Here is a 23,700-nt window from a genome sequence, read left to right as displayed (position 1 = left end):
CCGCACCCCGACTTATTCCCGCCGTTACTTCTTGAACGCGTCCTTCACGTTCTGCGCGGCGTCCTTCACGTTCTCGCCCGCGTTCTTCAGCCCGGCCTCGGTCTGATCCGCCTGTCCCTCGGCCTTCAGATCCTTGTTCCCGGTCAGATCCCCGATGGCCTCCTTGGCCTTCCCCGCCAGTTCCTCGGCAGCGTTCTTGGCCTTGTCCGCGATACCCATAACGTCCTCTCCTCTTCATCGACGTCCAACCTGTGCCCGCCACCCCGAATCCGAAGCAGCGACACCGTTAAGACCCCACTCACAGCGAATCGTCACTGTGACCAGTGCCACCCAGGCGGCGGGCGAGGGTGGCGGCGCCGGTTACGGGTGGGGTGGTGAGGAGGGAGGGGGTGGCTTCGGGTGGGAGTTGGGCGCGGATGGCCTGCCAGTAGGTGGGGACGTTGGTGACGAGGCCGCCGGCGAAGACGACGTCGGTGAGGGGGATGTTGCGGGATTGGAGGGTGCGGAGGAGGTCGGCGATGGCTTGGGCGCCGGCGGCGAGGACTTGGCGGGCGTCGGTGGAGCCTTGGCGGGCGGCTTCGATGACGGCTGGGGAGTGGCGGCCCCAGGTTTCGGGGGCGCCGCCCCAGCTGAGGGTGAGGGCGAGGTCGGCGATGGTGGTGACGCCTACGGAGGCGAGGAGCAGGTGACCGAGGGGATCCAAGGTTTGGCCGCGGTCGGCGCGCTGGAGGACGGCGCGGGCGGCTTCGCGGACGAGGGCGGACGCGCTGCCGTCGTCCGAGAGGACCCAGCCCCAGCCGCCGGCCCGGGTGAGGTTACCGGCGCCGTCGTCGGCGATGGCGATCGCGCCGGTGCCGACGATGACGGCGATGCCGCGGTCGAGACCGGCGGCGGGGAGCAGGAGTTCGGCGTCGTTGACGACCTGGACGGGGATGGCGAGGCGGCGGCGCAGTTCGGCGGCGAGGTCGTTGCAGTGGGCCCGTTCTTCGCAGCCCTGGGCGCCGGCGGCCAGGGCGGTGAGCTCGGCGCCGGCGAGGAGATCGACGATCCACTCGGCGGCTTCGGCGATCGGTGTGGCGGACCAGCCGGTCGACGCGACGATGCGGTCCTCGATGGTCGTGCCGTCGGGGGTGAGGAGGCGGAGGTGGGTCTTGGTGCCGCCGATGTCGAGTGCTGCCAGGGTCATCTGAGCTCTCCCGGAGAGGCGAGGCTGAAGTCGGCCGGGTCGACGCCGCCGCGTTTGGTGTCGTCGTTGGCGAAGACGAACGCCTCGGCCGGGACGCCGCGTTCGTCGGCGAGCGCGGCGACGAGCTCCTGGGCGACGACTGTCTCCAGGACGACGCGAACGGCGGGCGCGACCGACGGCAGCGGCACGACCGCGAGGTGCGCGGCGGGTTCGATCGGGTCGGCGGTGACCAGCAGGGTGTGGTGACCGGCCGCCGAGAGCGTCCGCGCGAGGACGTGCTCGCGGCCGTCGCCGAAGATCACGTGCAGGGTCGAGCCGGCCGACTCCATCTCGCCGTGCAGGTAGGTCCGGGTCGGCGACGCCGTGGCGGGGATGCGCGGGACTTCGCGCAGCAACAACGCGGTCTCCTCGGCCGAGGCTCGGGAGGCGCCCGCCGCGACGACGTCCGCGCTGGTCACGCCGGCGGCCTGACTGCGGATGCTGTCGACGACGTGGACGGCGTCCGCCCGGACCTGGCGAACCAGGTCGTCGATCCTGGTCCACACCGGCTTGGTGCCGACGAGGAGATCGAGGGCGACGATCGTGCCGGTGAAGCCGACGGTGGAAGCGTACGAGTCGGGTTCGGACCCGAGGTCGAGCGCGTACTCGGCGACCTCGGTGAGCGGTGCGGGCGCGACGTTCACGAGCGCGACGCGCGGAACGCCGGTGAGGCCCTCGAATGCGGCCAGCGTCTCCGCGCTGCGGCCGCTCTGCGATACCCCGACTACGAAGCCGGGGTCGAAACCGCCAGGGTGATCGCCCAGCTCGTCGGCGCGCACGCGCTGCGACGCGACACCGGCCGCTCGTAATGTCGCGACCGGTACGGCAAGCGCGGCGAACGAGGCGCCGATCCCGGTGAACAGCGGGCGCCCGGTGAGGACGCCCGCGGCGGACCAGGTGTCGAGCTGCCGGGTGACATGGGCGGCGATCCGGGCCAGCGCGGCAGGTTGCGCGTCGCGGCCGGCCAGGAAGGTGAGGCGGGACATGGGTCTCCTTGAAAGTCAGTGGGCGACAGCGAGCAGGAACCAACCGGTGTGCGGAATCCACTGCTCGGCCCAGCGCCAGACCTCGCCCGGCGGCGCGTCGGCGGGCAGCAGGGCGACGTCGTTCTCGTCGGTCCAGCCGGAGGTGATCCCGTTCGCGATCCCGCCCGGGACGTTCGGGAAGTCGGCCGAGTACTCCGGGTTGTTCCGGCCGCGACCCTGCAGCATCGAGCTGTCGAACGGGTTCCGGCCGAGGATCCAGTGCAGCTGATCGGCGGCAAAGGTCTTCAGCCGGGCCCGATCCGCGGGATCGAGTTCATCGAGCGCGGCGCAGGCGCTGGCGGCGGCCGAGAGCGAGGCGATGGTCGCGTTCTCGCCCTGCCACCAGTAGCCGGTCTCGTTGGCATGGGGGAAGAAGAAGGCCGCGTGCGCCTCGTCGTCCGTCGGCTGCACCAGTTGCCGGGGATAGCCGAACGGGTTCGGGACGGCGTGCGTCCGGTCCAGCAGGTCGAGCATCGCGCGGACGGCGGTCGATCGGGCGCGGACGGCGTCCGCCGGGCAGGCTTCGGCGTACCGGAGCAGGGCGAGGACGGGCAGACCGGCCTCGGCGGCGTGGAAGAACGGGCGGCCCTTGGCATCGGCGACGAAGTGGCCGTCGGCGTACCGGTCGATCAGGGCAGCGGCCCGCCGCGCCGCCGCCGGAGCGGCACTGTCGATGCCAGCGGCAACCAACTCGGCGGCAGCGAGTAGCGCGGTGTAGTCGTCGAGTACCGACTCCTCGCCGTCGAACAGGTACTCCAGGTTGTGCGCCTCGAGATGGTGGAACGCCTGCTCGGCGACCTTCAGGTACCTCGTCCGCGGGAAGTCGCCGTCGTCGTCGAGGGTCGCCGCGCGGGCCAGGGCCGCGATCGCCAACCCCCCGCCCTGCCGGTAACCGGCCTGATAACGCGGCGTCCGGACGCTGTTCTGCAACGGCGCGTTGATAAACCGCTCGTCCAGATTCTTGGTCAGGGCATCGAAGATCCCGGTGTAGAAGTAGCCGTCGGCGGAGCGGAAGCGGACCAGGAAGTCCGCGCCGAACAGCGCCTCGTCGCGCAGCCGCGTCGAGACCGCCTTGACCAGCTCGGGATGGTTCGCGGCGATCGCGTCGCGGGCGGCGATCATCGCCCAGACGCAGAGCGGGATCTGCTGCGGGCTCATCGTCGACGTGTAGGTCAGATGGGAGAGGAACTTGCTGGTGTCCCCACTCGCGTCGAGCCAGCCGCCGCGGGCGTCGACCGTCCGGCCGGAGTCGTCCGCCCAGAGCTTCGCCGCGCGATCCTTGCGATCGATCTCGCCGCTGGAGCGCATCGCCTTGAAGTAGTTGAGGACGTCGGACAGCGTCTGCCGCTGCAACCGGGACGGCGCCACCGTGATCGGCTCCGAGATCAGCTCTTTGCCGACGGCCCGGACCCGGACCTGATAGCTGCCCTCAGCAAGCTCTGACGGCAAGGGGATCCGCACGAACGCCCCCGTCGTCCAGCCCGGCACCCGCTGTACCGGGCCAGGCGCGAGGGCCGGCCCGCCGACGAGCTCGGCCGTGACCGGGCCCTCGGCGTCCGGGAACACCGCGACCACCGCGTTGGCCGCGCCGATCCCGTACCCGACCTGACTGACCAGGATTCCTTCAGCCCTTGAGCGCACCGGAGAACACCGCCCCTTCCATCTTGTCGGCGAACAGAACGTAAACCAGGTAGACGGGCACCAGCGTGATGACGATGCCGGCGGCGAGGACGCCGTACTGCGCGGCGTTGGCCATCGACAACAGCGGCAGCGCGACCTGCGCCGTCCGGACGGCGGGGTCCGGGCCGGCGATCACCAGCGCGAAGAAGTACTCGTTCCAGAAGGACAGGAAGTTCAGGATCAGGACGACGGTCAGCGTCGGCAGGGTCAGCGGCGCGTAGACCGAGACCAGCACCCGCAGCGGCCCGGCGCCGTCGATGATCGCCGACTCCTCCAACTCGGCCGGCACCGTGCGCATCGCCTGGGTGAGCAGGACGACGGACAGCGGCAAGGCACTTGCCGGCAGCAACAGAATCAGGAACTCCCGGGTGTGGAACAGGTCGAGCCGGATCGCCAGCAGGACGGTCGGGACCAGCGCCGCGAACCCGGGGACCAGGAAGCCGAGCGCGAAGATCCGTTCGATGATCCGCCCGACGCGGCCGCGGGTGCGGGCCAGCGCGAACGCCGCCGGGACGGCGAGCGCCAGGGTCAGGATGTTCGCGGCGACCGTGATGTAGGCCTGGTTGATCAGGCCGCGGCCGAGGCTGCCGCCCTCCCAGGCCCGGGCGAAGTTGTCGAACTGCAGCCCGCGGAACGGGTTGAACGGCGAGTCCAGGATGGCGGTGTTCGACTTCACCGACGAGATCGCGAGGTAGTAGAGCGGGACCAGCAGGAGCAGGACGTAGACCCAGACACCGAGATGGGCGACCAGCCGGAGCGGCCCGGCGCCTCGCATCGCGCGGCTCATCAGAAGTCCGCCCGGAAGAGTCGACGGATGCCCAGCAGGCCAAGGACGCCGACGCCGAACAGCAGGACGGCGATGGCCTGTGAGTAGCCGACCTTCGACTGGTTGAACGCGTAGTCGTAGACCAGGAACGACAGATTGACGGTCGACGTCCCGGGGCCGCCGCGGGTCAGCAGCAGGACGACGGCGGCGGACGAGAACAGCGTCCACAGGAACTGCAGCATGGTGACGACGCCGACGAACTCGCGGCAGATCGGCCAGGCGATCTGCCAGAGCTGCCGCCAATGCCCGCAACCGTCCAGCTCGGCCGCCTCGAACAGCTCGTCCGGTACGGCGTTCATCCGCGAGGCGAGCATCGCGGCCGAGACCGACATCGACGACCAGACGATCACCACCAGGATCGCGATCCCGGCCGTCGTCCCCTCGGCCAGCCACGGCCGCGCCTGGGCCGACCGGCCGAGGCCGTCGAGGAAGCCGTTGACGAGGCCGGACGGCGCGAACACCCCGAGGAAGACCATGCCGAGCGCGGGCGCGGACAGCAGCACCGGGGTGAACAGGACGGCCCGGACGATCCGGTGCCCACGCGGCCGCAGCGACAGGTAGTACGCGATCATGAACGCGCCGACGATCACGATCGGCAGCGTGATCACCAACTGGAGCAGGGAATTGCGGATCGCGTGGTGGAAGACCGGGTCCTCGGCGAGCCGGCGGAAGTTGTCGCCGCCGACAAAGGTGCGCGGCGCGATCAGGCCGCGCCAGGCGGTCATCGAGTAGTAGAACAGGCTGACCAGCGGGCCGACCGTGAAGACCAGGAACCAGCCGAGCGCCGGCAGGGTGAACCCGAGCAGCGCGAGCTCCCGCCGGCGCCTCACTTCGCGGCCTGGTAGACCGCGTCGATCGTCGTACAGATCTTCTGCGCGTCGTTGCCGGCGGTGTAGGCGATCGACGTCGCGCGGTACATCGGGTTGCCGACGTCGGCCGGGACGTAGAGATCGGGCATCACGGTGAAGTCGACGGCCTTGGGCAACGCGTCGACCGATTGTTTGAGCAGCGGGACGGTGACGGCCGACGAGTCGACGCCGTCCATCGCGGCCGGGACGACGCCGCCCTTGAGCATCGAGTTCAGCACGTCGGTCCGGTACATGAACTTGATCAGCTTCTCGACCGACGACAGCTTCTGCTGACCGTTCGGGCTGACCCACCAGCCGGCCGACGTCGAGCCGGTGTACGCGGTCGGTTTGGCGTAGGTGCCGCCGTCCGGGACGGGGAAGCCGCCGAGCGTCGTCGTACCGACCACGGCCTGGTCGGCGGTCGGGTAGCTCCAGGAGCCGATCGGCGCGATCGCGGCCTTGCCGCTCATGTAGAGGGCGGTCGCCTGGTCGGCGGTCAGTCCTTCGGCGCCCTTCACGAAGACCCCGGCGTCGCGGAGCTTCACGAACAGGTCGACGCCCTTCATGGCCTGCGGATTCGCGCAGAGGCCGCCCTTGGCGAAGATCTCCTTGGCCGCGTCGGGCGTCAGGTAGCTCTCCAGGATCTGCAGGAAGATCTTCTGGCCGGACCAGTCGTTACCACCGATCGCGACCCCGCCGACGCCCTTCGCGGACAGCTTCTGGACGGCGGCGATCAGCTCGTCCACGGTCTGCGGGAGCGGGACGCCGTGCTTGTCGAACAGGGCCTTGTTGTACCACCAGGGCCAGGTGAAACCGGCGTACGGGAAGGCGCGCAGGTGACCGTCGGCGTCCTTCCAGTCGGCCAGAGCGGTGGCGGGGATGGTGAGGCCCCACTGGTCGACGTACTGCTCGACCGGGACGACCGCGCCGTTCTTCACCCAGTCGAGCTGCTTCTCGAGCAGACCGACGAGCAGGACATCGGCCTCCTTCTTCGCCAGCAGCGCGGTTTCGTAGACCTGGTTGAGATCGTCGCCGCTCTCCAGCAGCTTGACCTTGATGCCGGTCTCCGCGGTGAAGGCTTCCAGCGCTGCCTTCAGCGGAACACTCTCCTGACCCCCGCTGGTCCAGTTCGTCTGCACGGTGAGCTCGTTCGCGTCCACCGCCTGCCCGGTATCGCTGCCGCCGCACGCCGCGGTCAGGGTCAGGGCCAACAGACCCGCGACGCCGACACTCCATCGAGCCAGTCGCTGCATGGCTACCTCCTCGTCATCCGTCCGCAAAAGGTATGCAGTGGATCACCAAGTGGTCAATAGTTGTCTTAGATCTGCGCCGCAGTGGTATCGTCACGCTCGATGACCGAGACGCCCAGCCGCGAGCACCGGCCCGAACCCCTCTGGGCGCAGGCCGCGGAGCTGATCAGCGAGCAGATCACCCGCGACGGCCTCACGCCCGGGTCCCGGCTGCCCACCGAACGCGACCTCTGTGCCCGCTTCGGCATCTCCCGCGTCACCCTGCGCAAAGCCCTCGGCCACCTCCTCGACCGCGGCCTCGTCACGTCCTCCCACGGCCGCGGCTGGTTCGTCGCCACGCCCTCGACCGTCCGCGAGTGGCCCAACGACCTGGAGTCGTTCACCACCACCGCCCGCCGCAAGGGCCTGGTCGCCCGCTCCGAAGTCCTCGAGCAGCTCGTCCGCCCGGCCACCCTCGACGAGGCCGACGCCCTCGCCGTCCCGGCCGGCACCCCGCTCCTCGTCCTCGAACGGGTCCGCTTCCTCGGCGACGTCCGGATGGCCCTGGACCACGCCGTCCTCCCGGCCGCACTGGCCCCCGGCCTCGCCGACGTCGACTTCACCGCCGCCTCCCTCTTCGAGGAGCTGACCGCCCGCGGCGTCGTCCTCGACCGCTCCGAAACCGCCATCGAGTCCCGCATCGCGGGCGAGGCGCTCGCCGCCAAACTCCACCTGTCGGCCGGCGAGCCGATCCTGCTCCTCGACCAGACCATCTACGACGCCGACAACCGCCCCATCCTGTTGTCCACCGTCGAATACAGCGGCGACCGCTACCGCCTCCGAACCACCTTCCGCCCCCGCTGACCGCGCACGACCGCCACCCCCAAGCCCGCGCCCACGACGTACCAGAACAAGTCGGGCGGATTGAACGTCGAGCCCAGCACCAGGCGGGCGATCACACTGCGCTCGGACAACTCCGCCGGGACGCCGGTCAGCTGAAAGAACTCAACCGCCCAACTGAAGCCAGTGGCGCCCACCGCAGCCCAAACCGGCTGCAACCAGAAGGCGAGCAGGGCGTAGATCAGCGTGGCGTAGAGCGCGACACCGGCGTACTTGGCGAAGTCGCCGCCCGCAAAGGCGCGAACAGCGAGGCCCAGCGCGAGCACGAGCGGTACGGCGAGCCAGGGGCGCATCGCGACAGCTTAGGCGCGGTTCAGGCCGGGAGGGTGCCGCGGATGATGCTGTTGCGGGAGTGTTCGGGGTTACCGTCGTCCGGCTCGAGGGAGATGTCGACGATGCGGTAGCCCTGCGCGATCAGCTGGGCGGGAAGCTGGAAAGTCCCAGCGCTGCTGGGATCGAGGACGCCGAGGGAAACCATCCGTTTGCCGTCGGTGTTGATCATCCACACCTCGTAGTACCCGGCGGCGGCGGCGAGCCCGGAGGCGGTGACCTTCAGCTGTTCACCCGAAGCGGCCTTGAGCAGGTCGGCCGTGCCGGTTCCACTGCGGCCTTCGAGCGCCGACAGTGGGACGACGGCCTGGACGGTCGGCTTCTCGTCGTCCTGCACGATCAGGGTCGCGCCGACGCCGACGCCCGCACCCAGGACCGCGGCCACCGCTGCGGCCGCGACCAGGGCCCGGCCGCGGAAGCGGCGCACTGAGGCGTTCGGCGTACGACGTGCGTCCGGCAACGGGATCACAGTCGGCTCGGCGCGGTCCGGGTCGAGGCTGAGCTCGTCGGTGATCCGGCTCCAGACTTCAGCCGGCGGGGACTCCAGGCGGGGCAGGTCACCGGCAGCGTCGAGGACCTGCCGAAGCTCGGCCAGGCTGCCCGCACAGCGCTGGCAGCTCTGGAGGTGATCGGCGGCCGGCCCGTCCGGCGCCTCGTCGCCCAGTGCCCAGCGCGCCAGCAGGTCGTCATCGAGATGTGTCGTCACCAGTCACCTCCTTCAGTCGGTCGCGCAGGTGCAGCAAACCCCGGCGGACGTGACTCTTGACCGTGCCGAGCGGCAGGTCGAGCCGTTCCGCGATCTGCGGGTACGTGCAGTCTTCGTAGAAGGCGAGCTTCAGGATCGTTCGCCGCGGGTCGCCCAGCCGATCCAGTTCGTCGGCGATCAGCACCCGGTCGACGGTCAGGTCGTCCACCACCTGCACCGCCGGGCGTTCACCGGCGAGCTGGGCCGCCACCTCGGTGTTCCGCAGGTCGCGGCCGCGCGCGGCCAGCCGATCGGCGATCCGATGCCGGGTGATACCGGTCAGCCACGCGCCCAGCTGGCCGCTGTCGGGGTCGAAGTTCGCCCGGCCCCGCCAGGCCGAGACGAAGACCTGCTGGGTCACATCCTCGGCGTCCGCGCGATTGCCGAGGGCTCGCAGGGCGAGCGTGAAGATCAGCGACGACCAGCACCGATAGGCGTCCGCCAGGCTGTCGGGACGCCCCTCCGCAAACGCCTTCGAGATCTCTGCCGGCGACGGAGGGCCGGCCTCCGCACTGGCCACGGCGCACACTCTAGCCAATCCCGCCCGCGCCGCCAGCAGCTCCACAGTCATTCCGACCTCCCGCCACCTGGCCGCACGAACAGGTGTCAGCCGGTCTTCGACCGTTCCCCCGGGTCCGGATGCAGCGAGCTCACTCGTCGTCCTCGAGGCGCCGGCGGTACGCCTGATAGGAGTCGAGCGTCGCCGCGAGGTAGCGTCGAACGACCTCGACCTCCGCCGGGCTGAATTCGGCGGTGGCCTGGCGGTGCAGATCGCCCAGCGGGACGAAGAACTGCCGCGCCAGCTGCATTCCGGTATCGCCGTAGTGGATCAGCACCTTGCGGCGATCGACCGGGTCGCGCTCCCGGCGGACATGACCGGCCCGCTCCAGCCGGTCGACGAGCGCGGTCACGGTCCCCGAAGTCAGGCCCAGCTCACGCCCGAGCTCCCCAGCGGTCATCGGGGCGCCGTCGGCGCCGGACTGCAGGATCCGGATCAGCGCCTCCATGTCGGTCGGATGCGCGTCGTGGCGCTGCGCGAACCGGTGCGCGATGCGCTGCCCCTCGGCGACCAGCAACTGGATCAGCCGAGTGACCTCCACCGACCCTGGTTTGCGACTCGTCATCCCCGTCCCCTATTGTCTTGATCATCAAGATAATTGACCGTCAAGTCTTTCGTCGAGATCAGGGTGCCACTATGTCAGTCACTTCGCGCCGGCTCGCACTGCTCGTCCTGCTGGGCGCGCTGGCCGTGGCCGCCGCCGTGCTGATGGCGCCCGAGCCGACGCCGGCCACGCCGCGCTCTGCCACCGGGCTCTCGACGGACGCCGGATCGGCGAAAGCCGAGCAACTCCGGCGGCAGTTCGCGGACGACCAGGTGTCGACCGCGTTGCTGGTCCAGTCGCGAACCGATCGCGCCGTCCTCGGCGCGGCCGATCGCCAGGCCGTCGAGGCGGTGCGCACCGCCGTCCGTCCACTGGCGCGCGATTCGGCCGTCCCGCCCCCGCAGTACTCCGAAGACGGTACGGTCGCCCTCACCGTCGTCCCACTCACGGCGCCGGACGATGCCGCCGTGTCGAAAGCGGTCGATGAACTGCGAGCCAAGTCGGCCGACGCCGGATCGGCCGGTATCACCGTGCAGGTGACCGGCGAGGCCGGCTTCACGACTGATCTGACCCGGGTCTTCGACGGAGCGGACCGCAGACTGTTGATCGTCACGGCCGCCGTGGTCGCGGTCCTGCTGCTCGTGACCTATCGCAGCCCGGCGCTGGTCGCGATCCCACTGGCCGTCGTCGCGCTCACCGAGCAGACGACCCTCAAGCTGGCCGGCCTCGCCCTGTCGGCGGCCGGCCTCCCGGGTGGCGGCCAGGTGACCGGTATCGCGAGCGTGCTGGTGTTCGGCGCCGCGACCGATTACGCGTTGCTGCTGATCGCCAGATACCGCGAGCAGTTGCGGACGACCGAGGATCACCGCATGGCCGTACGGCAGGCGGTCCGGCGCGTGTTCGAGCCGATCTTCGCTAGCGGTTGCACGGTGATCGCCGCGCTGCTCATCTTGCTGCTGGCGAGCACCGAGACCCTGCAGGGCATCGCGGTCGCCTGCGTGGTCGGCGTCCTGCTGGCGATGCTCTCGGCGTTGCTGGTGCTACCGGCTGCCCTGAACTTGGCCGGCCGTCGCGTGTTCTGGCCGTTCGTCCCGCGGGTCGGCGATGTCGCGCGGGAAGGCAAGCTCTGGGGTCGGCTGGGCGCCCAGGTCGCCAAGCGCCCGGTTGTGGTTCTGGCTGCGTCCGTGGCCGTCCTGGGCGTGCTGTCTCTCGGTGGCCTGGGCGTCAAGACCGGTCTGCCGCAGAACGAGCAGTTCCGCGTCGAGCCGGAGGCGGTCCGCGGTGCCAAGGTTCTCGCCGGCGCCTTCCCGGCCGGGACGACGGAGCCGGTCGTCGTGGTCGCCAGATCCGGAGCGATTCGAGAGGTCAGCCGCGTGGCGCAGCAGACGGAGGGTGTCGCGTCGGTTCGGGTCACCGCGGGCAACGCGGAGCTGTCCGAGCTGACCGTCGTACTCGATGCGGAGGCCGGGACGGCGCAGTCGTTCGCCACCGTCGAGCGGCTGCGGGAGCGAGTCGGCGCTGTCCCTGGAGCGGACGCCGCAGTCGGCGGTGAGCCCGCGGCGAAGCTCGACGTTCGCGAGGCCGATGCTCGGGACCGGATGGTCATCCTGCCATTGATCCTGCTCCTCGTCGGCGGAGTATTGACGGTCCTGCTGCGCAGCCTGCTTGCCGCGGCGCTGCTCGTCGGCACCGTCGTCGCATCGTTCTTCGCGGCCTTCGGCATCAGTTGGCTGCTGTCCGAGCAGGTCTTCGGATTCGTGGCGCTCGACGGATCGGTGATCCTGCTGTCCTTCCTGTTCCTGGTCGCACTCGGCGTCGACTACAACATCTTTCTGACCACCCGGGCGCGGGAGGAGGCCCGGACGGCCGGAACGCGGGACGGCATGCTCAGCGCGTTGACCTTGACCGGCGGCGTCATCACCAGCGCCGGCATTCTGCTCGCGGCCGTCTTCGCGGTGCTCGGCGTCCTGCCGCTGATCACGCTGACGCAGGTCGGGATCATCGTCTGCACGGGTGTTCTGCTCGACACCCTGCTCGTCCGGACGGTCGTCGTCCCAGCGCTCGCCTTCGCGCTCGGCGACCGCTTCTGGTGGCCCGCGAAGATCTGATCGGAAAATCTCCGCCGCAGTGCATCCGGGCGCTGGGGTCGGCCGGAAGTGCGGTCAAAGGCTGACTCAAGGAGGATTCATGTCTGTTCGTCGTGTCACCGCTGTGATGGCGGCCGGACTGCTGCTGGCGGGTCTGCCGGCGGCGGCCGCGCAAGCTGGACCGACTGCCAATGCGACGGTCTCGGTTCTGCACGCGGTTCCAGGCGCCACCGTGGACGTGTACGCCAACGGCAAGGCCCTGCTGACCGACTTCAAGCCCGGGACGCTGACCGACCCGGTGAAGCTGCCGGAGGGCGCGTACGACCTGAAGGTGACGGCGGCCGGCGCCGGGGCGAACGGCGCGGCGGTCATCCAAGCCGACGATGTCAAGGTTCCCGGCGGCGCCAACATCACCGTGGTGGCGCATCTGGGCGCCGATGGCAAACCCGTGCTGACGCCGTTCGTCAACGATGTCTCGAAGGTTGCCGCAGGCAAGGGCCGGTTGACGGTCCGGCACACCGCGGCGGCGCCGGCGGTCGACATCCGGGCCGGCGGCAAACCCGTCTTCGCAGGGCTGACCAACCCTGAGGAGGCCAAGGCCGATCTGCCCGCCGGGACGGTCAAGGCCGACGTGGCGCTCGCCGGTACGTCGACCGTCGCGCTCGGGCCCGCCGACGTTCCGGTCAAGGAAGGTGTGAACACGATCGTCTACGCCTGGGGCAGCGCCGCGGACAAGAACCTGAAGCTCGCTGTCCAGACCATCTCCGGGCTTCACCACAACCCGTCCGGGATCCCAGGCGGCACCGGCGGACAGGCCGCATCGGACGGCGTCACCCCGGTCTGGGCGCTGGGCCTCGCCGTACTGGCGGCCATCGGCGCGATCAGCGTCGGGTCGGCACGACTGGCCAAGGTACGCGCGCGGTCGTGACTCGCCGTCGCCGACGTGCGGCCGTCGTTCTGACGGCCGCACTGACCTCTGGCCTCCTCCTGGGCTCGGCGGGGTGTGCTGACTCCGGCGCCGGGCCCGAGGCCGGAGGCGAGCGGGCAGCCGCACCGTCGGTCGGGGCGGGTAAGTCCCCCACTCCTCGCCCCACGGGTGCGGCGCCCGTGTCGCCGGGCCGGATCACGGCCCGGCCGGCGGACCTCCCGACTGCGGTCGTCGACGCACCGGCACCGCGGCGGCTCGTCGTCACCGCAGCCGGTCTCGACCTCCCGGTCGCGGCGATGGGTGTCGCGGCCGACGGCCAGATGGCGCTGCCGCCCGATCCGCGGACAATCGGCTGGTATCGCTTCGGGCCCGCGCCCGCCGACCGCACCGGGTCCGTCGTCCTCGGCGGTCATCTCGACAGCCGCGAGTACGGAATCGGTCCGCTGGTGCGGCTCCGTAAGGTCCGGCGGGGCGACTTGGTCGAAGTCCGGACCGCCGACGGCTCCGCGCACCGCTATCGCGTCACGCTGGTCCGCGACGTACCGAAGACCCTGCTCGCCGTCGACGAGCTCTTCGACCGCACAGGTCCGCGTCGACTTCGGATCGTCACGTGCGGCGGCCCGTACAACCGGGATGCCGGTGGGTACCGTGACAACCTCATGGTCACCGCCGACCCGGTCCCCTGAGAATCTGCTCGTTCGGCAAGTGGAGGTCTGCGGTACATGAGTCTGAAACGCTCCAGTGTGGTGGCCGCGCCGCGGCACGAGGTGTACGCGTGGCACGAGCGCGCGGGCGCCGTCGTCCGGCTGACTCCGCCGTGGATGCCGGTCCGGATCAAGCAGGAGGCCGAGGACCTCGCCGGCGGTGTCGCGGTGCTCGGCTTCCCGCTCGGGTTCGACTGGGTTGCGCGGCACAGCGGCGCCCAGGCCCCGGAGCGATTCGTCGACGAGTTCGACACGGCGGTCGTCCGGAATGTCGTGAAATGGCGGCACACGCACAGCTTCGCCGCCGCGGGTCCGGACGCCACCGAGATTACCGACGAGATCGACAGCACGGTGCCAGGCTTCCTGCTGCGCTCAATGCTCGAGTACCGGCATCGCCAGCTGGCCGACGATCTCGCCGCCCTGAGCCGCGCGCGCAGCGGCGGGATGCGCCCGCTGACGGTCGCAATGACCGGTACGCACGGGACGATCGGTACGGCGCTCGCCGCGTTGCTGAGCACCTCGGGGCACACCGTCGTACGCCTCGTGCGAGGTGCCGCGAAGGCTGCTGATGAACGCCGTTGGGATCCGGCCGCGCCCGATGCGACGCTGCTGGACGGCGTCGACGCCGTGATCCATCTGGCCGGTGCATCGATCGCCGGGCGGTTCACGCCGGCGCACAAGGCGAAACTGCGTGCGTCCCGAATCGAACCGACTCGGGCGCTGGCCGCGGTCGCGGCGGCGGCGTCCAACGGGCCGAAGGTGTTCGTGAGCGCCTCGGCGATCGGCTACTACGGAGCCGACCGTGGGGACGACGTCCTGACCGAGGAGAGCGAGCGCGGCGACGGCTTCCTTGCTGAGCTGGTGGAGGACTGGGAGCAGGCCGCCGCTCCCGCGCGCGACGGCGGTCTGCGCGTCGTCCACGTCCGCACAGGGTTGGTGCAGACGCCGGCCGGCGGCGTACTGAAGGCGCAGTACCCGCTCTTCGCGGCGGGCCTCGGCGGACGGCTCGGGTCCGGCGACCAGTGGCAGGCCTGGATCGGGATCGACGACCTGCTCGACATCTATCACCGTGCGCTGTGGGACGGGCAGTTGTCCGGCGCGCTCAACGCCGTCGCTCCGAACCCGGTGCGCAACCGCGAGTACGCCGCCACGCTGGCGCGGGTTCTGCACCGACCTGCCTTCGTCCCAGTGCCAACGTTCGGCCCGCAGCTCCTGCTGGGCGCAGAGGGGGCCCGGGAGCTCGCCAATGCCTCGCAGCGGGTGCTGCCAGCCGCGCTGACCGCGGCTGGTCACACCTACCGCTACGTCACCCTCGAGCCCGCCCTTCGCCACCTCTTGGGCAAACCGGCTTCATGACTGGTGGGAGCGGTGGGCGAGGAGGCGGAGGCGGTCGGCGTCGGGGGTGCCGGGGTCGGCGGTGAAGACGAGCATGACGGGGCCGGGGTTGCCGGGGAGGGGGTAGGTGTCCCAGTCGAGGGTGATCTCGCCGACTTCGGGGGAGAAGTAGACGCGGGTGCCGCTGGTGGTGGCGCCGACGTCGTGGCGGGCCCAGAGGGCGCGGAAGGCGGAGCTGCGGATACTCAGCTCGCCGATGAGCTCGGTCGCGCGCGGGTGGGTCGGGTCGGTGGCGATCGAGGCGCGCATCATGGCGATGTAGTCCTGCGCGTGCCGCTCCCACTCGGGGCAGCCCCACTCGGTCGCCTGCACCTCGTCGAAGACGAGCAGCAACAGGTTCAGCCGGTCGCGGGGGATGGCGGTGAAGTCGCCGAGCAGCAGCTCGGCCATCCGGTTCCAGTGCAGGACGTCGAGATGCCGGCCGAGCACGATCGCCGGCGCATCCATTGCCGCCAGCAACCTTCTGGTGCTGTCCGGCACCGACTCCGGCGTCCGCTCCACCGCGACCGGCATCGGACGCCGAGCCGCCCGCGCCAGCGTGAACAGATGCCGCCGCTCGGCGTCGTCCAGCCCGAGCGCCGCGGCCAGCGCCGTCAGCACCTCGTCCGACGGCCGCAGCTCGCGCCCCTGCTCCATCCGCTGGTAGTAGTCCGTACTCAACCCGGCCAGCAGCGCCAACTCCTCACGCCGCAACCCGGCCACCTTCCGCCGCCCACCCGGCTCCAGCCCCACATCCTCCGGCTGCAACCGCCCCCGCCGCGCCCGCAGAAACTCCCCGAGCTCACGCGCGTACGGATGCGACACCCACCCAGTATGCCGCCCCGGCGTCCCCCCCAAGGTAGGACCACCATTCCTAGGCAAACCGCGGCGACGGCTCCCCCACGCAACCGGCCTAGCCTCGTGGTGAACCCAAACCGCCTCTGAATGGAGTTCCTGATGAACCGCATCAAGAAGGCCCTCGCCACCGCCCTCCTCGGCCTCGCCGCCGTTACTCCCTTCGCCCTCCAGTCCGCCCCCGCCGACGTTCCCGTCGCCGGTTGCCACCAGTGCCCCGGTTGGTGATCAGCCGCTGACATCCGAGGGCCCCGGCCAGGCTCAGGCGGGGCCCTTCGGTCAGCAGAGGTCTAGGGCAGTTGCTGGCCAGGAAGTCTGTGGGGGCTTCATGATCGGGTGGTCGCCCGACCACTGGAGGTAACGTGCCTCGCCGGCCCTGGATGTTTCTTGCTCTGCTGTTGACGATTTCGCTGGTTGTCGCTGTCGGCCCACCGCAGCCGGCTGCTGAGGCGGTGCGGCCGTCGAGCGGCGGAATGTCGGTCTGGACCGAGTCTGCCTATACCTCTGTGTTCCGGGACAGCGGGCCGTCGGACGAGGCTGGGCAGGAGGTGGCGCTCGATACGGCGCGGCATGACTACGAGGGCGCGCAGATCGTGCTGCGGCGGGGGCAGGGGTTCACGGTCGAGGGGGTCGAGTTCAGTGCGCTGTCGGGCGCGGCGGGGAGTATCGCGGCGAGCAATCTGAGTTACAACTTCGTCGACTACGAGTATCTCGAGAAGAATTCGACCGAGGGCTGGCGTGAGGTGACGCCGGTGGTCCGGAACGGGCCTGGGCTGTTCCCGGATCGGTTGCGGAACGACAAGTCGATGGCGGTCGCGGCGAACAGTACGCAGTCCATCTGGGTTCGCGCGTACGTGCCGGCCGAGGCGGCAGCAGGTGTTTACACCGGGACGGCGACCATTCGGACGAGCGTCGGGAGCCTGCAGGTTCCGGTGTCGGTGAACGTGCGGAACGTGGTGATTCCGCCGACCAAGGACAGCCAGTTCACGAATGCCTTGTGGCACAACATGCTCGGGCCGGCGTCCTGGGACCACATGGCCGGCGACACGGGTGAGCTGACCTTCAAGGTCAAGCGGTACGACGAGCGCTGGTGGCAGGTGATCGACAACTTCGCGCAGATGCACAAGCGGTACCGGGGCAACAGTCTGCAGCTGCCGGTCATTCATCTGCTCCGCGAAGGCGGTAGCGGTGTCGATGCCAACGGCAACTACCACTTCAACTGGACGCGCTTCGACCAGGTGGTCGAGCGGATCATGGCCGCCGGGCACGTCAAGCGGCTCGAGGGCTTCACGATGTCCGGGCCGCACACCTCGGGGTCGCCGTGGTACGACCCGAACCGGCCGAACGGCAAATGGCTGACCGAGGTGCTCGGCAAACCCGACGCCGCGACCGGGCAAGCCTCGTTCAGCTGGATCGACTGGGACTCCCCGCAGGCCGGCAAATGGATCGACCAGTTCTTCCCGGCGCTGCGGGACCACCTGCGGGCGAAGGGCTGGGAGAGCCTGTGGTGGCACCACATCGGCGACGAGGCCGGGCACAGCGCCGGTGGCGCGGCGTGGTATCCGCTCGAACAGCGGATCCGCAGCCGCTGGCCGGAGGTCAAACTCGGTGACGCGCTGATCGGTGAGATGGGGCTGGAGCAGGCCAAGAAGGCCGACATCGTGATCCCGATCCTGAACCTGTACGACGAGAACCGGGCTGCGTTCGACGCACAGCGGGCCGCCGGCAAGGAGTTGTGGCTCTACAACTGCATCGGCCCGGCCGCCAACTTCCTGAACAGGTTCGTCGACCAGCCGCAATGGCACCAGCGAATGACCATGTGGTACGCGTACTCGCGCAACGTGACCGGATACCTGCACTGGGCCTGGATGAACTGGCAGTACTCGATGAAGGACCAGCCGGGTAAGGGCGACGGCTACATCGTCCGGCCGGACGCGGAGAACTACACCTTCGAGTCGTCGCCGCGGTACGAATCGCTGCGGGACGGGATCGAGGACTGGGAGGTCCTCAACCTGCTGGGCAAGCGAAACCCGGGCCTGGCCAAGGATCTCGCCACGTCGATGGCCCAAGCCGGTGACACCTACGCCATGGACGTCAGCTACCAGCAGCGCATCCGCCGGATGGCGCTGGACGCCGCCGCCGGGCTCCCCGTGATCGCCGAGGACCACGCCCGCGGCAAGCCGGCGGCAAGCTCCCCGGCCGCGGACGGATTCGGCGCGGACAAGGCAGTCGACGGTAATGCCGCCAGCGGCTGGCGCCCGGCGAGCAGCTCCGGCACGCAGTGGCTGCAGGTCGACCTCGGGCAGCAGAGCCGAACGGACGGCGTCCATCTCGCTTGGGCCACGGCCGCCGCCCAGAGCTACAAGGTACGGACGTCGTACGACGGGACGAGCTGGGTCGACGCCCACGTGACGTCGAGCGGTAACGGCGGGGACGACTTCGCCGGGTTCGTCGGCAAAGCGCGGTACGTACGGATCGAGGTGACCAGCGGGAGCCCGGGCTACCAGCTCAACTCGATCAGCGTCTCGGGGTATTCGCCGGCGCTGCCGAATCTGGCGGCCGGTAAGGCGTACCAGCTCAACCCGGCGCCGGACAGCCATCCGGACGAGACCCAGCGCCAGCTCACCGACGGCCAGCTCGGCGATGCCTGGTCGGACAACCGATCGGTGGGCTGGAAGGCGTTCAAGGGCTCCGATCGGTACACCGACATGAGTATCGATCTGGGCTCGGCGCAACGGGTCGCCGAGGTCAAGGTGCACGCGTACGAGGAGTACCAGCACTACCGGCCGGACGAGGTCACCGTGCTGACGAGCACCGACGGTACGAACTTCACCGCGCGCAAGACGGTTTCGGGCGATCGCCCGGAGGGGCAGTCGAAGATCTGGTACGACCTCGCGTTCCCCGCCGTCCAGGCGCGGTGGGTCCGGGTGTCGTTCAAGAAGCGCGGCACCGACCAGGCGACCGTCACCTTCATGGACGAGCTGGAGGTGTACGGCGCCGGCTCGGCCGTCGGCCCGGAGGAGCCGGCCGGATCACCCGCGTTCGCATGGAAGCACCAGAACCACCTGTTCGCGCCGTCCGCCACCGGCAACCTTCAGCACTGGTGGTGGACGCCGGGGATCGGGATCGAGCGGGACGTCTGGGCCAACGGCCCGGTCCAGGGCAAGCCGGCTGGGGTTGCCCTTGGCAACCAGCAGCACGTCTTCGCCCGGAGCGCCGCCGCCACCTTGCAGAGCTGGTCGTGGACGGAGGGCGATCCCGCGGTCCAATCGGCCGACCTCGGCGGTTCGGCGTACTCGGACCCGACGCCGGTTGTCTGGGGCAATGAGCTGCAGGTCTTCGCACGCTCCGCCGACGGCGGACTCACGCATTGGCAGGGCAACCGGGTCAGCGACTGGCCGAAAGCCCCCGTCGCGATCATCGGCAAGCCCTCCGCATTCACGTCCCGCGACGAACTCCACGTGGTTGCCCGCGGCACCGACAACCGCCTGTACCACTGGTGGCGGCGAGCCGATGATCCTCGTCCGCAGGTGGAGGCCTGGGGTGGCGAGGCCCATTCCGACCCGACCACCTTTGTGTACGACGCCCAGATCCACGCCTTTGCCAGAGCAGCCGACGGCCAGCTCTTCCACTGGTGGGCCGATCCCAGCGACGGGCTGCACACCGACAAGTGGGCGGGCGCGCCCGCGGCTTTCCAAGGGACGCCTGCCGGCTACCGCTACGGCTCGCAGCAGCATGTCGTCGCGCGCGGCGCCGACAACACTTTGTATCACTGGTGGTGGGATCAGCCCACCAACACGGTCAACTTCGCCAACTGGGGTGGCCAAGCGCATTCCGACCCAGCGGCGTCCGTCTACAACAACGAACAGCACGTTTTCGCCCAGTCCGCCACCAACACCCTGAGCCACTGGAAATGGGACGCCGGCGGGCTGCAGCGTGACGACTGGGGCGGCTCCGTCAAGTACTGAGGTCTGTTGACATTCTCGGAGGATGCTGAGCAGGATGGGGGCTGGGCGTCGGCCGACGCCCAGCCTCTGAAGGCCTCCCCCAGCGAGTTCTTCGAGACGGCGAAGGGGAAACTGCCCTCAAGGCCAGCTGTGAGTGTCCAGGCCTGTATCGAGTGTCGCGCTGCTGGGGAGCGGGGACATGTCGAGGAGGCTTGTATGACCAAGCAGGGCAGTTTCAAACGCGCCGTCCGTCAGCGCGCTCGCGAGACCGGGCAGCGCTACACGCAGGCGCTCGCCGATGTGGAGCAGATCAACCGCTCCCCCTTCGCGCGGACGCGGCCCGTCGCACCCCCGGATCTCAAGGCGCATCTCGAAACGCGGTACGGCGTCAAGATCGCATCGCTGGCCCCGATCGACGACGACCCGGCCACTCGCCCCCGCGGCTCCTGGCCCGGCCACTACCCGTCGACGCTCTACGTCCGGCCGGCCGACGGCTCCGCGTGGATCGCGCGGGTGTTCTCGTCACCTGCCGACCAGACGGCCCGGGTCGAAGGGGACGCCGAGATCCTCCGCTTCCTGGCCGCGCACGACTACCCCGCCGAACGGCTCGCCCACGAGCACCCTGTCTCGACGTTCAACGGCAGCGGCGTCATCATCACCCAGTTCATCGAAGGCGGCCGCCCCTCCGACGAGCACGGCCGCAGCGAATCCGCCACCGTCGCCCAAGAGCTGGGCGACCTACTAGGCCGCCTGCACGCCCTCCCGGCTGGAGCCGGCGCAGTAGCCCGCCCCGGCGGCGCCGAAGAAACCGACGGCGGCTTCTACGTCGGCCGCCCCAGCCAAGACCTCGCCGCCGCCATGAGCTTCCTGGCTGCCGTCGAACCCAAGGTTCCCGAGGCCGCCCGCGAGAAGTTCGACTGGCTGCGAGACCAGGTAGAGACCGCCGACGACGCCGAGGGCCTCCCCGAAGCCCTCACCCACAGCAACTACCACCTCTGGTCCGCAGTAGGCGCCCCCGGCTCGCTCAGCATCACCGGCTGGGCCGGGGTCGGCCGCGGCCCCCGCCTCCCCGCCCTCGCCTGGCTGCTGCGAACCACCGCCGAAGCCGCCCCCGACAACCTCACCGCCGTCCTCGACGGCTACACCCGACACGTCGAACTTACCGACGAGGAACTCACCAGACTCCCCGCCGTCCTCAACCTCCGCGCGCTCTGGCTGGCCTGCCTCGACTTCCAGATGACCGTCAACAACGGCGGCGCCCCCACTCTCCACGAAGGCTGGCTACAGCCTTCGAGTATCGATCACGCCAACCAACTGGCCGCCCGCGTCACCACAGCCTTGAACCGGTGAACTGGCGAGCCCGCCTGTCAGGTGCGTGTCAGTCCCGTGTCAGGCGCCGCGGGGATTGTCGTCGCCATGAGACAAGCACTCACCGAACGCCTGCTGGCCGATCGTCACTCGCTGCCCCTGTCCGTCGCGCTCCATCTGGTCCCCGGCGTCCTCATCGTCGCGGCCTACCTGCTCGCCGGCGAACCCCTCGCCCTGGCGCTCGGCGCCCCGGTCTTCCTCGGCTGGGCAATCGCCCTCTGCCTGATCCTCTACCCACTGCTCGCCGCCCTGTACTGGCTGGGCCACCGCCGCAACGGCCGGCTCACACTCCGCGGCGTCCTCCACTACACCGACAAACCGTTGCCCAAGGCAAAGTTGGCCGCACTCGCCATCCCCTTGTTCCTCTGGATGATGATCGTCTCGCTCGCGCTCATCCCGCTCGACAACTTCGTCTTCGAGCAGTTCTTCACCTGGCTCCCGTACGCCGAAGCCGGCGGCAGCGCCACCACCTACCTCGACGGCCACAGCCGCACCGCGATCCTCACCACCCTGGCGATCTGCCTCCCCCTCACCGGCATCTCCCTCCCCCTGATCGAAGAGCTCTACTTCCGGGGTTTCCTGCTCCCCCGCCTGGCCCACCTCGGCGCAACCGCCCCGATCCTCAACACCGTCCTCTTCGCCCTCTACCACTTCTGGGCCCCCTGGACCTTCTTCTCCAAACTCGTCTTCTTCCTCCCCGGCCCCTGGCTCGTCTGGAAGAAGCACGACATCCGCCTCTCCATCGCCATGCACGTCGGCTCGACCCTCATCTCCACCACCGCCGGCCTCATCGCCCTGGCCTTGAACCTCCTCCCCCAATCCCTCTGAGATCTGACGACGATGCGCTGGTGGGCTAGGCCTTCGGCGTCGACGGTGTGCTGAGGCCGACGACGGCTGGATCGCGCAGGAAGCTCGCCCAGCATCCGGCGGCGTCGTCGACCAGGCGTCGCGAGGCGAGGTCCAGCAGGCCGGTCACGCTGGTGACGACCCCGGCCACGACCCCGTCGGACCGTCTGACGATGGTCTGCACCAGCCGCACAATCTTCGGCGATGGGTACTCGAACCGCGTCACGATCACGACCTCGTTGCCGAGGACCAGCTCCTGCCGGTACTCGATCGCCACATTCAGTTCCACCGGCCCGACGCCGGCCGCGGCCAGCTCCCGGATCGACAGGCCGGCGTCGGCCCAACGGGCCTGGATCGAGTAGTCGATGTACATCGAGCTCCGGACCTGACCGCCCGTACCGATGTCGTCGCTGCCGACCACCAGCCTCGCGATATGGGTGACGCCGTCGCCCTCCGGCTGTGCCGGCCGTTCGGCCGGTTCCGTTGCCAGGCGCGATGTGCTCGGACCGTCGACAATCGTGCGATGGGCAGCACGGATCTCGGTGCCAGGTTCGACTCCGAGTTCCTCCGTCAGCCGGCGGCGCAACGACTGATAGATGGCGAGCGCATCAGCTCGCTGACCGGCGGCGGAGCGCACCGCAAACCTCATAAGCGCGGCCGATCTGCCCCCTGACCTGCGATCTCTTTCTCGTTGTTACTCGGCAATCACCAGCCTTTGGCAACACCCCACGGCGCAGCGACGGAGCCGGGACGCCTGCACCATTGGACTGCGCTGGGGGCATGAGTTTATCGGGCAGCGAATAGGGCTCGGTTTGGAGCGCCTTCTTCTCGCGCATTTCGTCGTTGAGGGCCAAATGCGGGGCCCGACCGATGTAGGCGGCGGCTCCTGGTGTCGCAAAATCGAAGGTTGCGCAACCTTCCACCGGGGTCCGAGAGGCTATTGGTGGCGTGTCGACAGTCTCGGTCGGCTCTCTTCAGCTGCAGCCGGACGCCGGCATGTTCAGTGAAGTCTGCTGAGCCACAGCGCCGCGGTGCTGTGGCTCATTGCAGGACAACGCCAGGCTCGGCTGCCGCCGCTTGGTCAGGACGGAATCAGCAAGGAGCCGATGTGGTAGTTGCCGCTGACCGGGGTATACAGGCGCGTGCTTAGCGATGCCGGACCACAGCAAGCCTGCTTGAGGGTGCTTTCCACCACGTACTTCGAGTCGGTATGGGTGAAGATGCGCCGGACCGTCACCACCCACTCGTACGTCCCCGCGGCCAGGTAGATCTCCCGTTCAAGCGGGCTGCCCAGGCCGGTCAAGTCCAGCTGCCAGCGATAGTTGCCCGCTGCCAGATAGATTGACCGGGACCAGCTTGCCGTCGACCCCACCGGTGCCCCGGTCGAGAGATAGATGTCCCTGGACAGCTCGGCGCCGGCCGGCGCCATCACCGCGTTCCCGTGAGCGCTTGGCCCTGACGCTTGGGCGGCCCACGCCTGGCCGGTCAGTGTCATTGTCATTGCGGCGAGCGAGGCGACTAGCGCCATAATTTTGCGCATTTGCGGTTTCCTCCAGAAGTGGTGCCCCATCGTTCCCCAATACAAAAGGGGCTACTGTTTGCAGTTGTCACTACTCACAGCGTAATGATGGGAACCTCTGTCCCAAGCGTGGTGGCATAAAGTTGCAATGGTTCGACGTG

The 23,700-nt window shown here is 69.4% G+C and carries 23 protein-coding genes; 9 read left to right on the top strand and 14 right to left on the bottom strand.

All coding sequences use genetic code 11. The annotated features are described in order from the left end of the window. Positions 1-24: 24 nt before the first annotated feature. The 7 genes from HPO96_RS31555 to HPO96_RS31525 form a co-directional block, all read right to left on the bottom strand. Complete coding sequence (locus HPO96_RS31555) at positions 25-219, bottom strand: CsbD family protein (protein WP_171678034.1); 195 nt, start codon at positions 217-219, stop codon at positions 25-27. A gap of 79 nt (positions 220-298) precedes the next feature. Next, entirely contained in the window at positions 299-1,186 is an 888-nt protein-coding gene (locus HPO96_RS31550) for an N-acetylglucosamine kinase (RefSeq protein ID WP_171678033.1), read from the bottom strand. Beyond that, positions 1,183-2,211, bottom strand: coding sequence for an SIS domain-containing protein (locus HPO96_RS31545; RefSeq protein WP_171678032.1), 1,029 nt, complete (start codon positions 2,209-2,211; stop codon positions 1,183-1,185). Before HPO96_RS31545 ends, HPO96_RS31550 begins: the two co-directional genes overlap by 4 nt. Before the next feature lie 15 nt (positions 2,212-2,226). Continuing rightward, positions 2,227-3,891 (bottom strand): glycoside hydrolase family 9 protein, encoded by a 1,665-nt coding sequence (locus HPO96_RS31540; RefSeq protein ID WP_171678031.1) that lies wholly within the window; start codon positions 3,889-3,891, stop codon positions 2,227-2,229. Then, positions 3,875-4,717, bottom strand: a complete 843-nt coding sequence (locus tag HPO96_RS31535) for a carbohydrate ABC transporter permease (protein ID WP_238355690.1) — start codon at positions 4,715-4,717, stop codon at positions 3,875-3,877. The genes HPO96_RS31540 and HPO96_RS31535 overlap by 17 nt, the downstream gene beginning before the upstream one ends. After that, complete coding sequence (locus tag HPO96_RS31530) at positions 4,717-5,586, bottom strand: ABC transporter permease subunit (RefSeq protein WP_202886633.1); 870 nt, start codon at positions 5,584-5,586, stop codon at positions 4,717-4,719. The genes HPO96_RS31535 and HPO96_RS31530 overlap by 1 nt, the downstream gene beginning before the upstream one ends. Next, positions 5,583-6,857 carry an ABC transporter substrate-binding protein gene (locus HPO96_RS31525; RefSeq protein WP_171678030.1) on the bottom strand — a complete coding sequence of 425 codons (1,275 nt, stop codon included), beginning with the start codon at positions 6,855-6,857 and terminating at the stop codon, positions 5,583-5,585. The genes HPO96_RS31530 and HPO96_RS31525 overlap by 4 nt, the downstream gene beginning before the upstream one ends. Positions 6,858-6,956: 99 nt before the next feature. Between HPO96_RS31525 and HPO96_RS31520 the strand changes: the two genes are divergently transcribed. Next, positions 6,957-7,697, top strand: coding sequence for a GntR family transcriptional regulator (locus tag HPO96_RS31520; protein WP_171678029.1), 741 nt, complete (start codon positions 6,957-6,959; stop codon positions 7,695-7,697). On the opposite strand, the gene HPO96_RS31515 is transcribed toward HPO96_RS31520, so the two are convergent. The 4 genes from HPO96_RS31515 to HPO96_RS31500 all read right to left on the bottom strand — a co-directional run bounded on the left by HPO96_RS31515 (position 7,664) and on the right by HPO96_RS31500 (position 9,932). Continuing rightward, complete coding sequence (locus tag HPO96_RS31515) at positions 7,664-8,026, bottom strand: ribosomal maturation YjgA family protein (protein ID WP_171678028.1); 363 nt, start codon at positions 8,024-8,026, stop codon at positions 7,664-7,666. The genes HPO96_RS31520 and HPO96_RS31515 overlap by 34 nt on opposite strands. 20 nt (positions 8,027-8,046) lie before the next feature. Further along, a complete protein-coding gene (locus tag HPO96_RS31510) occupies positions 8,047-8,769 on the bottom strand; it encodes an anti-sigma factor domain-containing protein (protein WP_171678027.1) in 723 nt (240 codons plus the stop codon). Next, positions 8,750-9,328 carry a sigma-70 family RNA polymerase sigma factor gene (locus HPO96_RS31505; protein WP_337796887.1) on the bottom strand — a complete coding sequence of 193 codons (579 nt, stop codon included), beginning with the start codon at positions 9,326-9,328 and terminating at the stop codon, positions 8,750-8,752. The genes HPO96_RS31510 and HPO96_RS31505 overlap by 20 nt, the downstream gene beginning before the upstream one ends. 130 nt (positions 9,329-9,458) lie before the next feature. Continuing rightward, positions 9,459-9,932, bottom strand: a complete 474-nt coding sequence (locus HPO96_RS31500; RefSeq protein ID WP_171678025.1) for a MarR family winged helix-turn-helix transcriptional regulator — start codon at positions 9,930-9,932, stop codon at positions 9,459-9,461. A gap of 71 nt (positions 9,933-10,003) precedes the next feature. Between HPO96_RS31500 and HPO96_RS31495 the strand changes: the two genes are divergently transcribed. The 4 genes from HPO96_RS31495 to HPO96_RS31480 all read left to right on the top strand — a co-directional run bounded on the left by HPO96_RS31495 (position 10,004) and on the right by HPO96_RS31480 (position 14,986). Next, positions 10,004-12,019, top strand: coding sequence for an MMPL family transporter (locus HPO96_RS31495; RefSeq protein WP_171678024.1), 2,016 nt, complete (start codon positions 10,004-10,006; stop codon positions 12,017-12,019). Positions 12,020-12,098: 79 nt separating this feature from the next. Next, positions 12,099-12,926 carry a DUF4397 domain-containing protein gene (locus HPO96_RS31490; protein WP_171678023.1) on the top strand — a complete coding sequence of 276 codons (828 nt, stop codon included), beginning with the start codon at positions 12,099-12,101 and terminating at the stop codon, positions 12,924-12,926. Continuing rightward, on the top strand, positions 12,923-13,612 hold the full coding sequence (locus HPO96_RS39330) for a sortase domain-containing protein (protein ID WP_171678022.1): 690 nt from the start codon (positions 12,923-12,925) through the stop codon (positions 13,610-13,612). The genes HPO96_RS31490 and HPO96_RS39330 overlap by 4 nt, the downstream gene beginning before the upstream one ends. A gap of 36 nt (positions 13,613-13,648) precedes the next feature. Further along, a complete protein-coding gene (locus HPO96_RS31480) occupies positions 13,649-14,986 on the top strand; it encodes a TIGR01777 family oxidoreductase (RefSeq protein WP_171678021.1) in 1,338 nt (445 codons plus the stop codon). On the opposite strand, the gene HPO96_RS31475 is transcribed toward HPO96_RS31480, so the two are convergent. Further along, entirely contained in the window at positions 14,981-15,829 is an 849-nt protein-coding gene (locus tag HPO96_RS31475) for an MmyB family transcriptional regulator (protein WP_171678020.1), read from the bottom strand. The two genes, HPO96_RS31480 and HPO96_RS31475, sit on opposite strands and share 6 nt — an antisense overlap. Before the next feature lie 132 nt (positions 15,830-15,961). On the opposite strand from HPO96_RS31475, the gene HPO96_RS39325 reads away from it, so the two are divergent. The 4 genes from HPO96_RS39325 (at position 15,962) to HPO96_RS31460 (ending at position 22,002) form a co-directional block, all read left to right on the top strand. Beyond that, positions 15,962-16,087, top strand: a complete 126-nt coding sequence (locus HPO96_RS39325; RefSeq protein ID WP_272954743.1) for a hypothetical protein — start codon at positions 15,962-15,964, stop codon at positions 16,085-16,087. A 170-nt stretch (positions 16,088-16,257) separates the two neighbouring features. Further along, entirely contained in the window at positions 16,258-19,827 is a 3,570-nt protein-coding gene (locus tag HPO96_RS31470) for a glycoside hydrolase domain-containing protein (protein WP_171678019.1), read from the top strand. A 195-nt stretch (positions 19,828-20,022) separates the two neighbouring features. Next, on the top strand, positions 20,023-21,156 hold the full coding sequence (locus tag HPO96_RS31465; protein WP_171678018.1) for a phosphotransferase: 1,134 nt from the start codon (positions 20,023-20,025) through the stop codon (positions 21,154-21,156). 66 nt (positions 21,157-21,222) lie between these two features. Further along, entirely contained in the window at positions 21,223-22,002 is a 780-nt protein-coding gene (locus tag HPO96_RS31460) for a CPBP family intramembrane glutamic endopeptidase (protein ID WP_171678017.1), read from the top strand. Positions 22,003-22,027: 25 nt separating this feature from the next. Here the strand turns inward: HPO96_RS31460 and HPO96_RS31455 are convergent, their stop codons facing one another. Together HPO96_RS31455 and HPO96_RS31450 are read right to left on the bottom strand one after the other, a co-directional pair. After that, complete coding sequence (locus tag HPO96_RS31455) at positions 22,028-22,669, bottom strand: BTAD domain-containing putative transcriptional regulator (RefSeq protein WP_171678016.1); 642 nt, start codon at positions 22,667-22,669, stop codon at positions 22,028-22,030. 432 nt (positions 22,670-23,101) lie between these two features. Next, positions 23,102-23,560 carry a hypothetical protein gene (locus tag HPO96_RS31450; RefSeq protein WP_171678015.1) on the bottom strand — a complete coding sequence of 153 codons (459 nt, stop codon included), beginning with the start codon at positions 23,558-23,560 and terminating at the stop codon, positions 23,102-23,104. Positions 23,561-23,700: the final 140 nt, after the last annotated feature.

It is taken from the genome of Kribbella sandramycini (assembly GCF_013131805.1).
GTDB classification, from domain to species: Bacteria; Actinomycetota; Actinomycetes; order Propionibacteriales; family Kribbellaceae; genus Kribbella; species Kribbella sandramycini.
The sequence above is the reverse complement of the archived record's forward strand: the minus strand, read 5'-3'. Positions and strand labels throughout refer to the sequence as shown.

Excerpts from the sequence above, each read along its gene's own strand:
- HPO96_RS31555 (WP_171678034.1), bottom strand. The coding sequence starts at position 219 with ATGGGTATCGCGGACAAGGCCAAGAACGCTGCCGAGGAACTGGCGGGG.
- HPO96_RS31550 (WP_171678033.1), bottom strand. The coding sequence starts at position 1,186 with ATGACCCTGGCAGCACTCGACATCGGCGGCACCAAGACCCACCTCCGC.
- HPO96_RS31545 (WP_171678032.1), bottom strand. The coding sequence starts at position 2,211 with ATGTCCCGCCTCACCTTCCTGGCCGGCCGCGACGCGCAACCTGCCGCG.
- HPO96_RS31535 (WP_238355690.1), bottom strand. The coding sequence starts at position 4,717 with ATGAGCCGCGCGATGCGAGGCGCCGGGCCGCTCCGGCTGGTCGCCCAT.
- HPO96_RS31525 (WP_171678030.1), bottom strand. The coding sequence starts at position 6,857 with ATGCAGCGACTGGCTCGATGGAGTGTCGGCGTCGCGGGTCTGTTGGCC.
- HPO96_RS31520 (WP_171678029.1), top strand. The coding sequence starts at position 6,957 with ATGACCGAGACGCCCAGCCGCGAGCACCGGCCCGAACCCCTCTGGGCG.
- HPO96_RS31515 (WP_171678028.1), bottom strand. The coding sequence starts at position 8,026 with ATGCGCCCCTGGCTCGCCGTACCGCTCGTGCTCGCGCTGGGCCTCGCT.
- HPO96_RS31500 (WP_171678025.1), bottom strand. The coding sequence starts at position 9,932 with ATGACGAGTCGCAAACCAGGGTCGGTGGAGGTCACTCGGCTGATCCAG.
- HPO96_RS31495 (WP_171678024.1), top strand. The coding sequence starts at position 10,004 with ATGTCAGTCACTTCGCGCCGGCTCGCACTGCTCGTCCTGCTGGGCGCG.
- HPO96_RS31490 (WP_171678023.1), top strand. The coding sequence starts at position 12,099 with ATGTCTGTTCGTCGTGTCACCGCTGTGATGGCGGCCGGACTGCTGCTG.
- HPO96_RS31480 (WP_171678021.1), top strand. The coding sequence starts at position 13,649 with ATGAGTCTGAAACGCTCCAGTGTGGTGGCCGCGCCGCGGCACGAGGTG.
- HPO96_RS39325 (WP_272954743.1), top strand. The coding sequence starts at position 15,962 with ATGAACCGCATCAAGAAGGCCCTCGCCACCGCCCTCCTCGGCCTCGCC.
- HPO96_RS31465 (WP_171678018.1), top strand. The coding sequence starts at position 20,023 with ATGACCAAGCAGGGCAGTTTCAAACGCGCCGTCCGTCAGCGCGCTCGC.
- HPO96_RS31460 (WP_171678017.1), top strand. The coding sequence starts at position 21,223 with ATGAGACAAGCACTCACCGAACGCCTGCTGGCCGATCGTCACTCGCTG.
- HPO96_RS31455 (WP_171678016.1), bottom strand. The coding sequence starts at position 22,669 with ATGAGGTTTGCGGTGCGCTCCGCCGCCGGTCAGCGAGCTGATGCGCTC.
- HPO96_RS31450 (WP_171678015.1), bottom strand. The coding sequence starts at position 23,560 with ATGCGCAAAATTATGGCGCTAGTCGCCTCGCTCGCCGCAATGACAATG.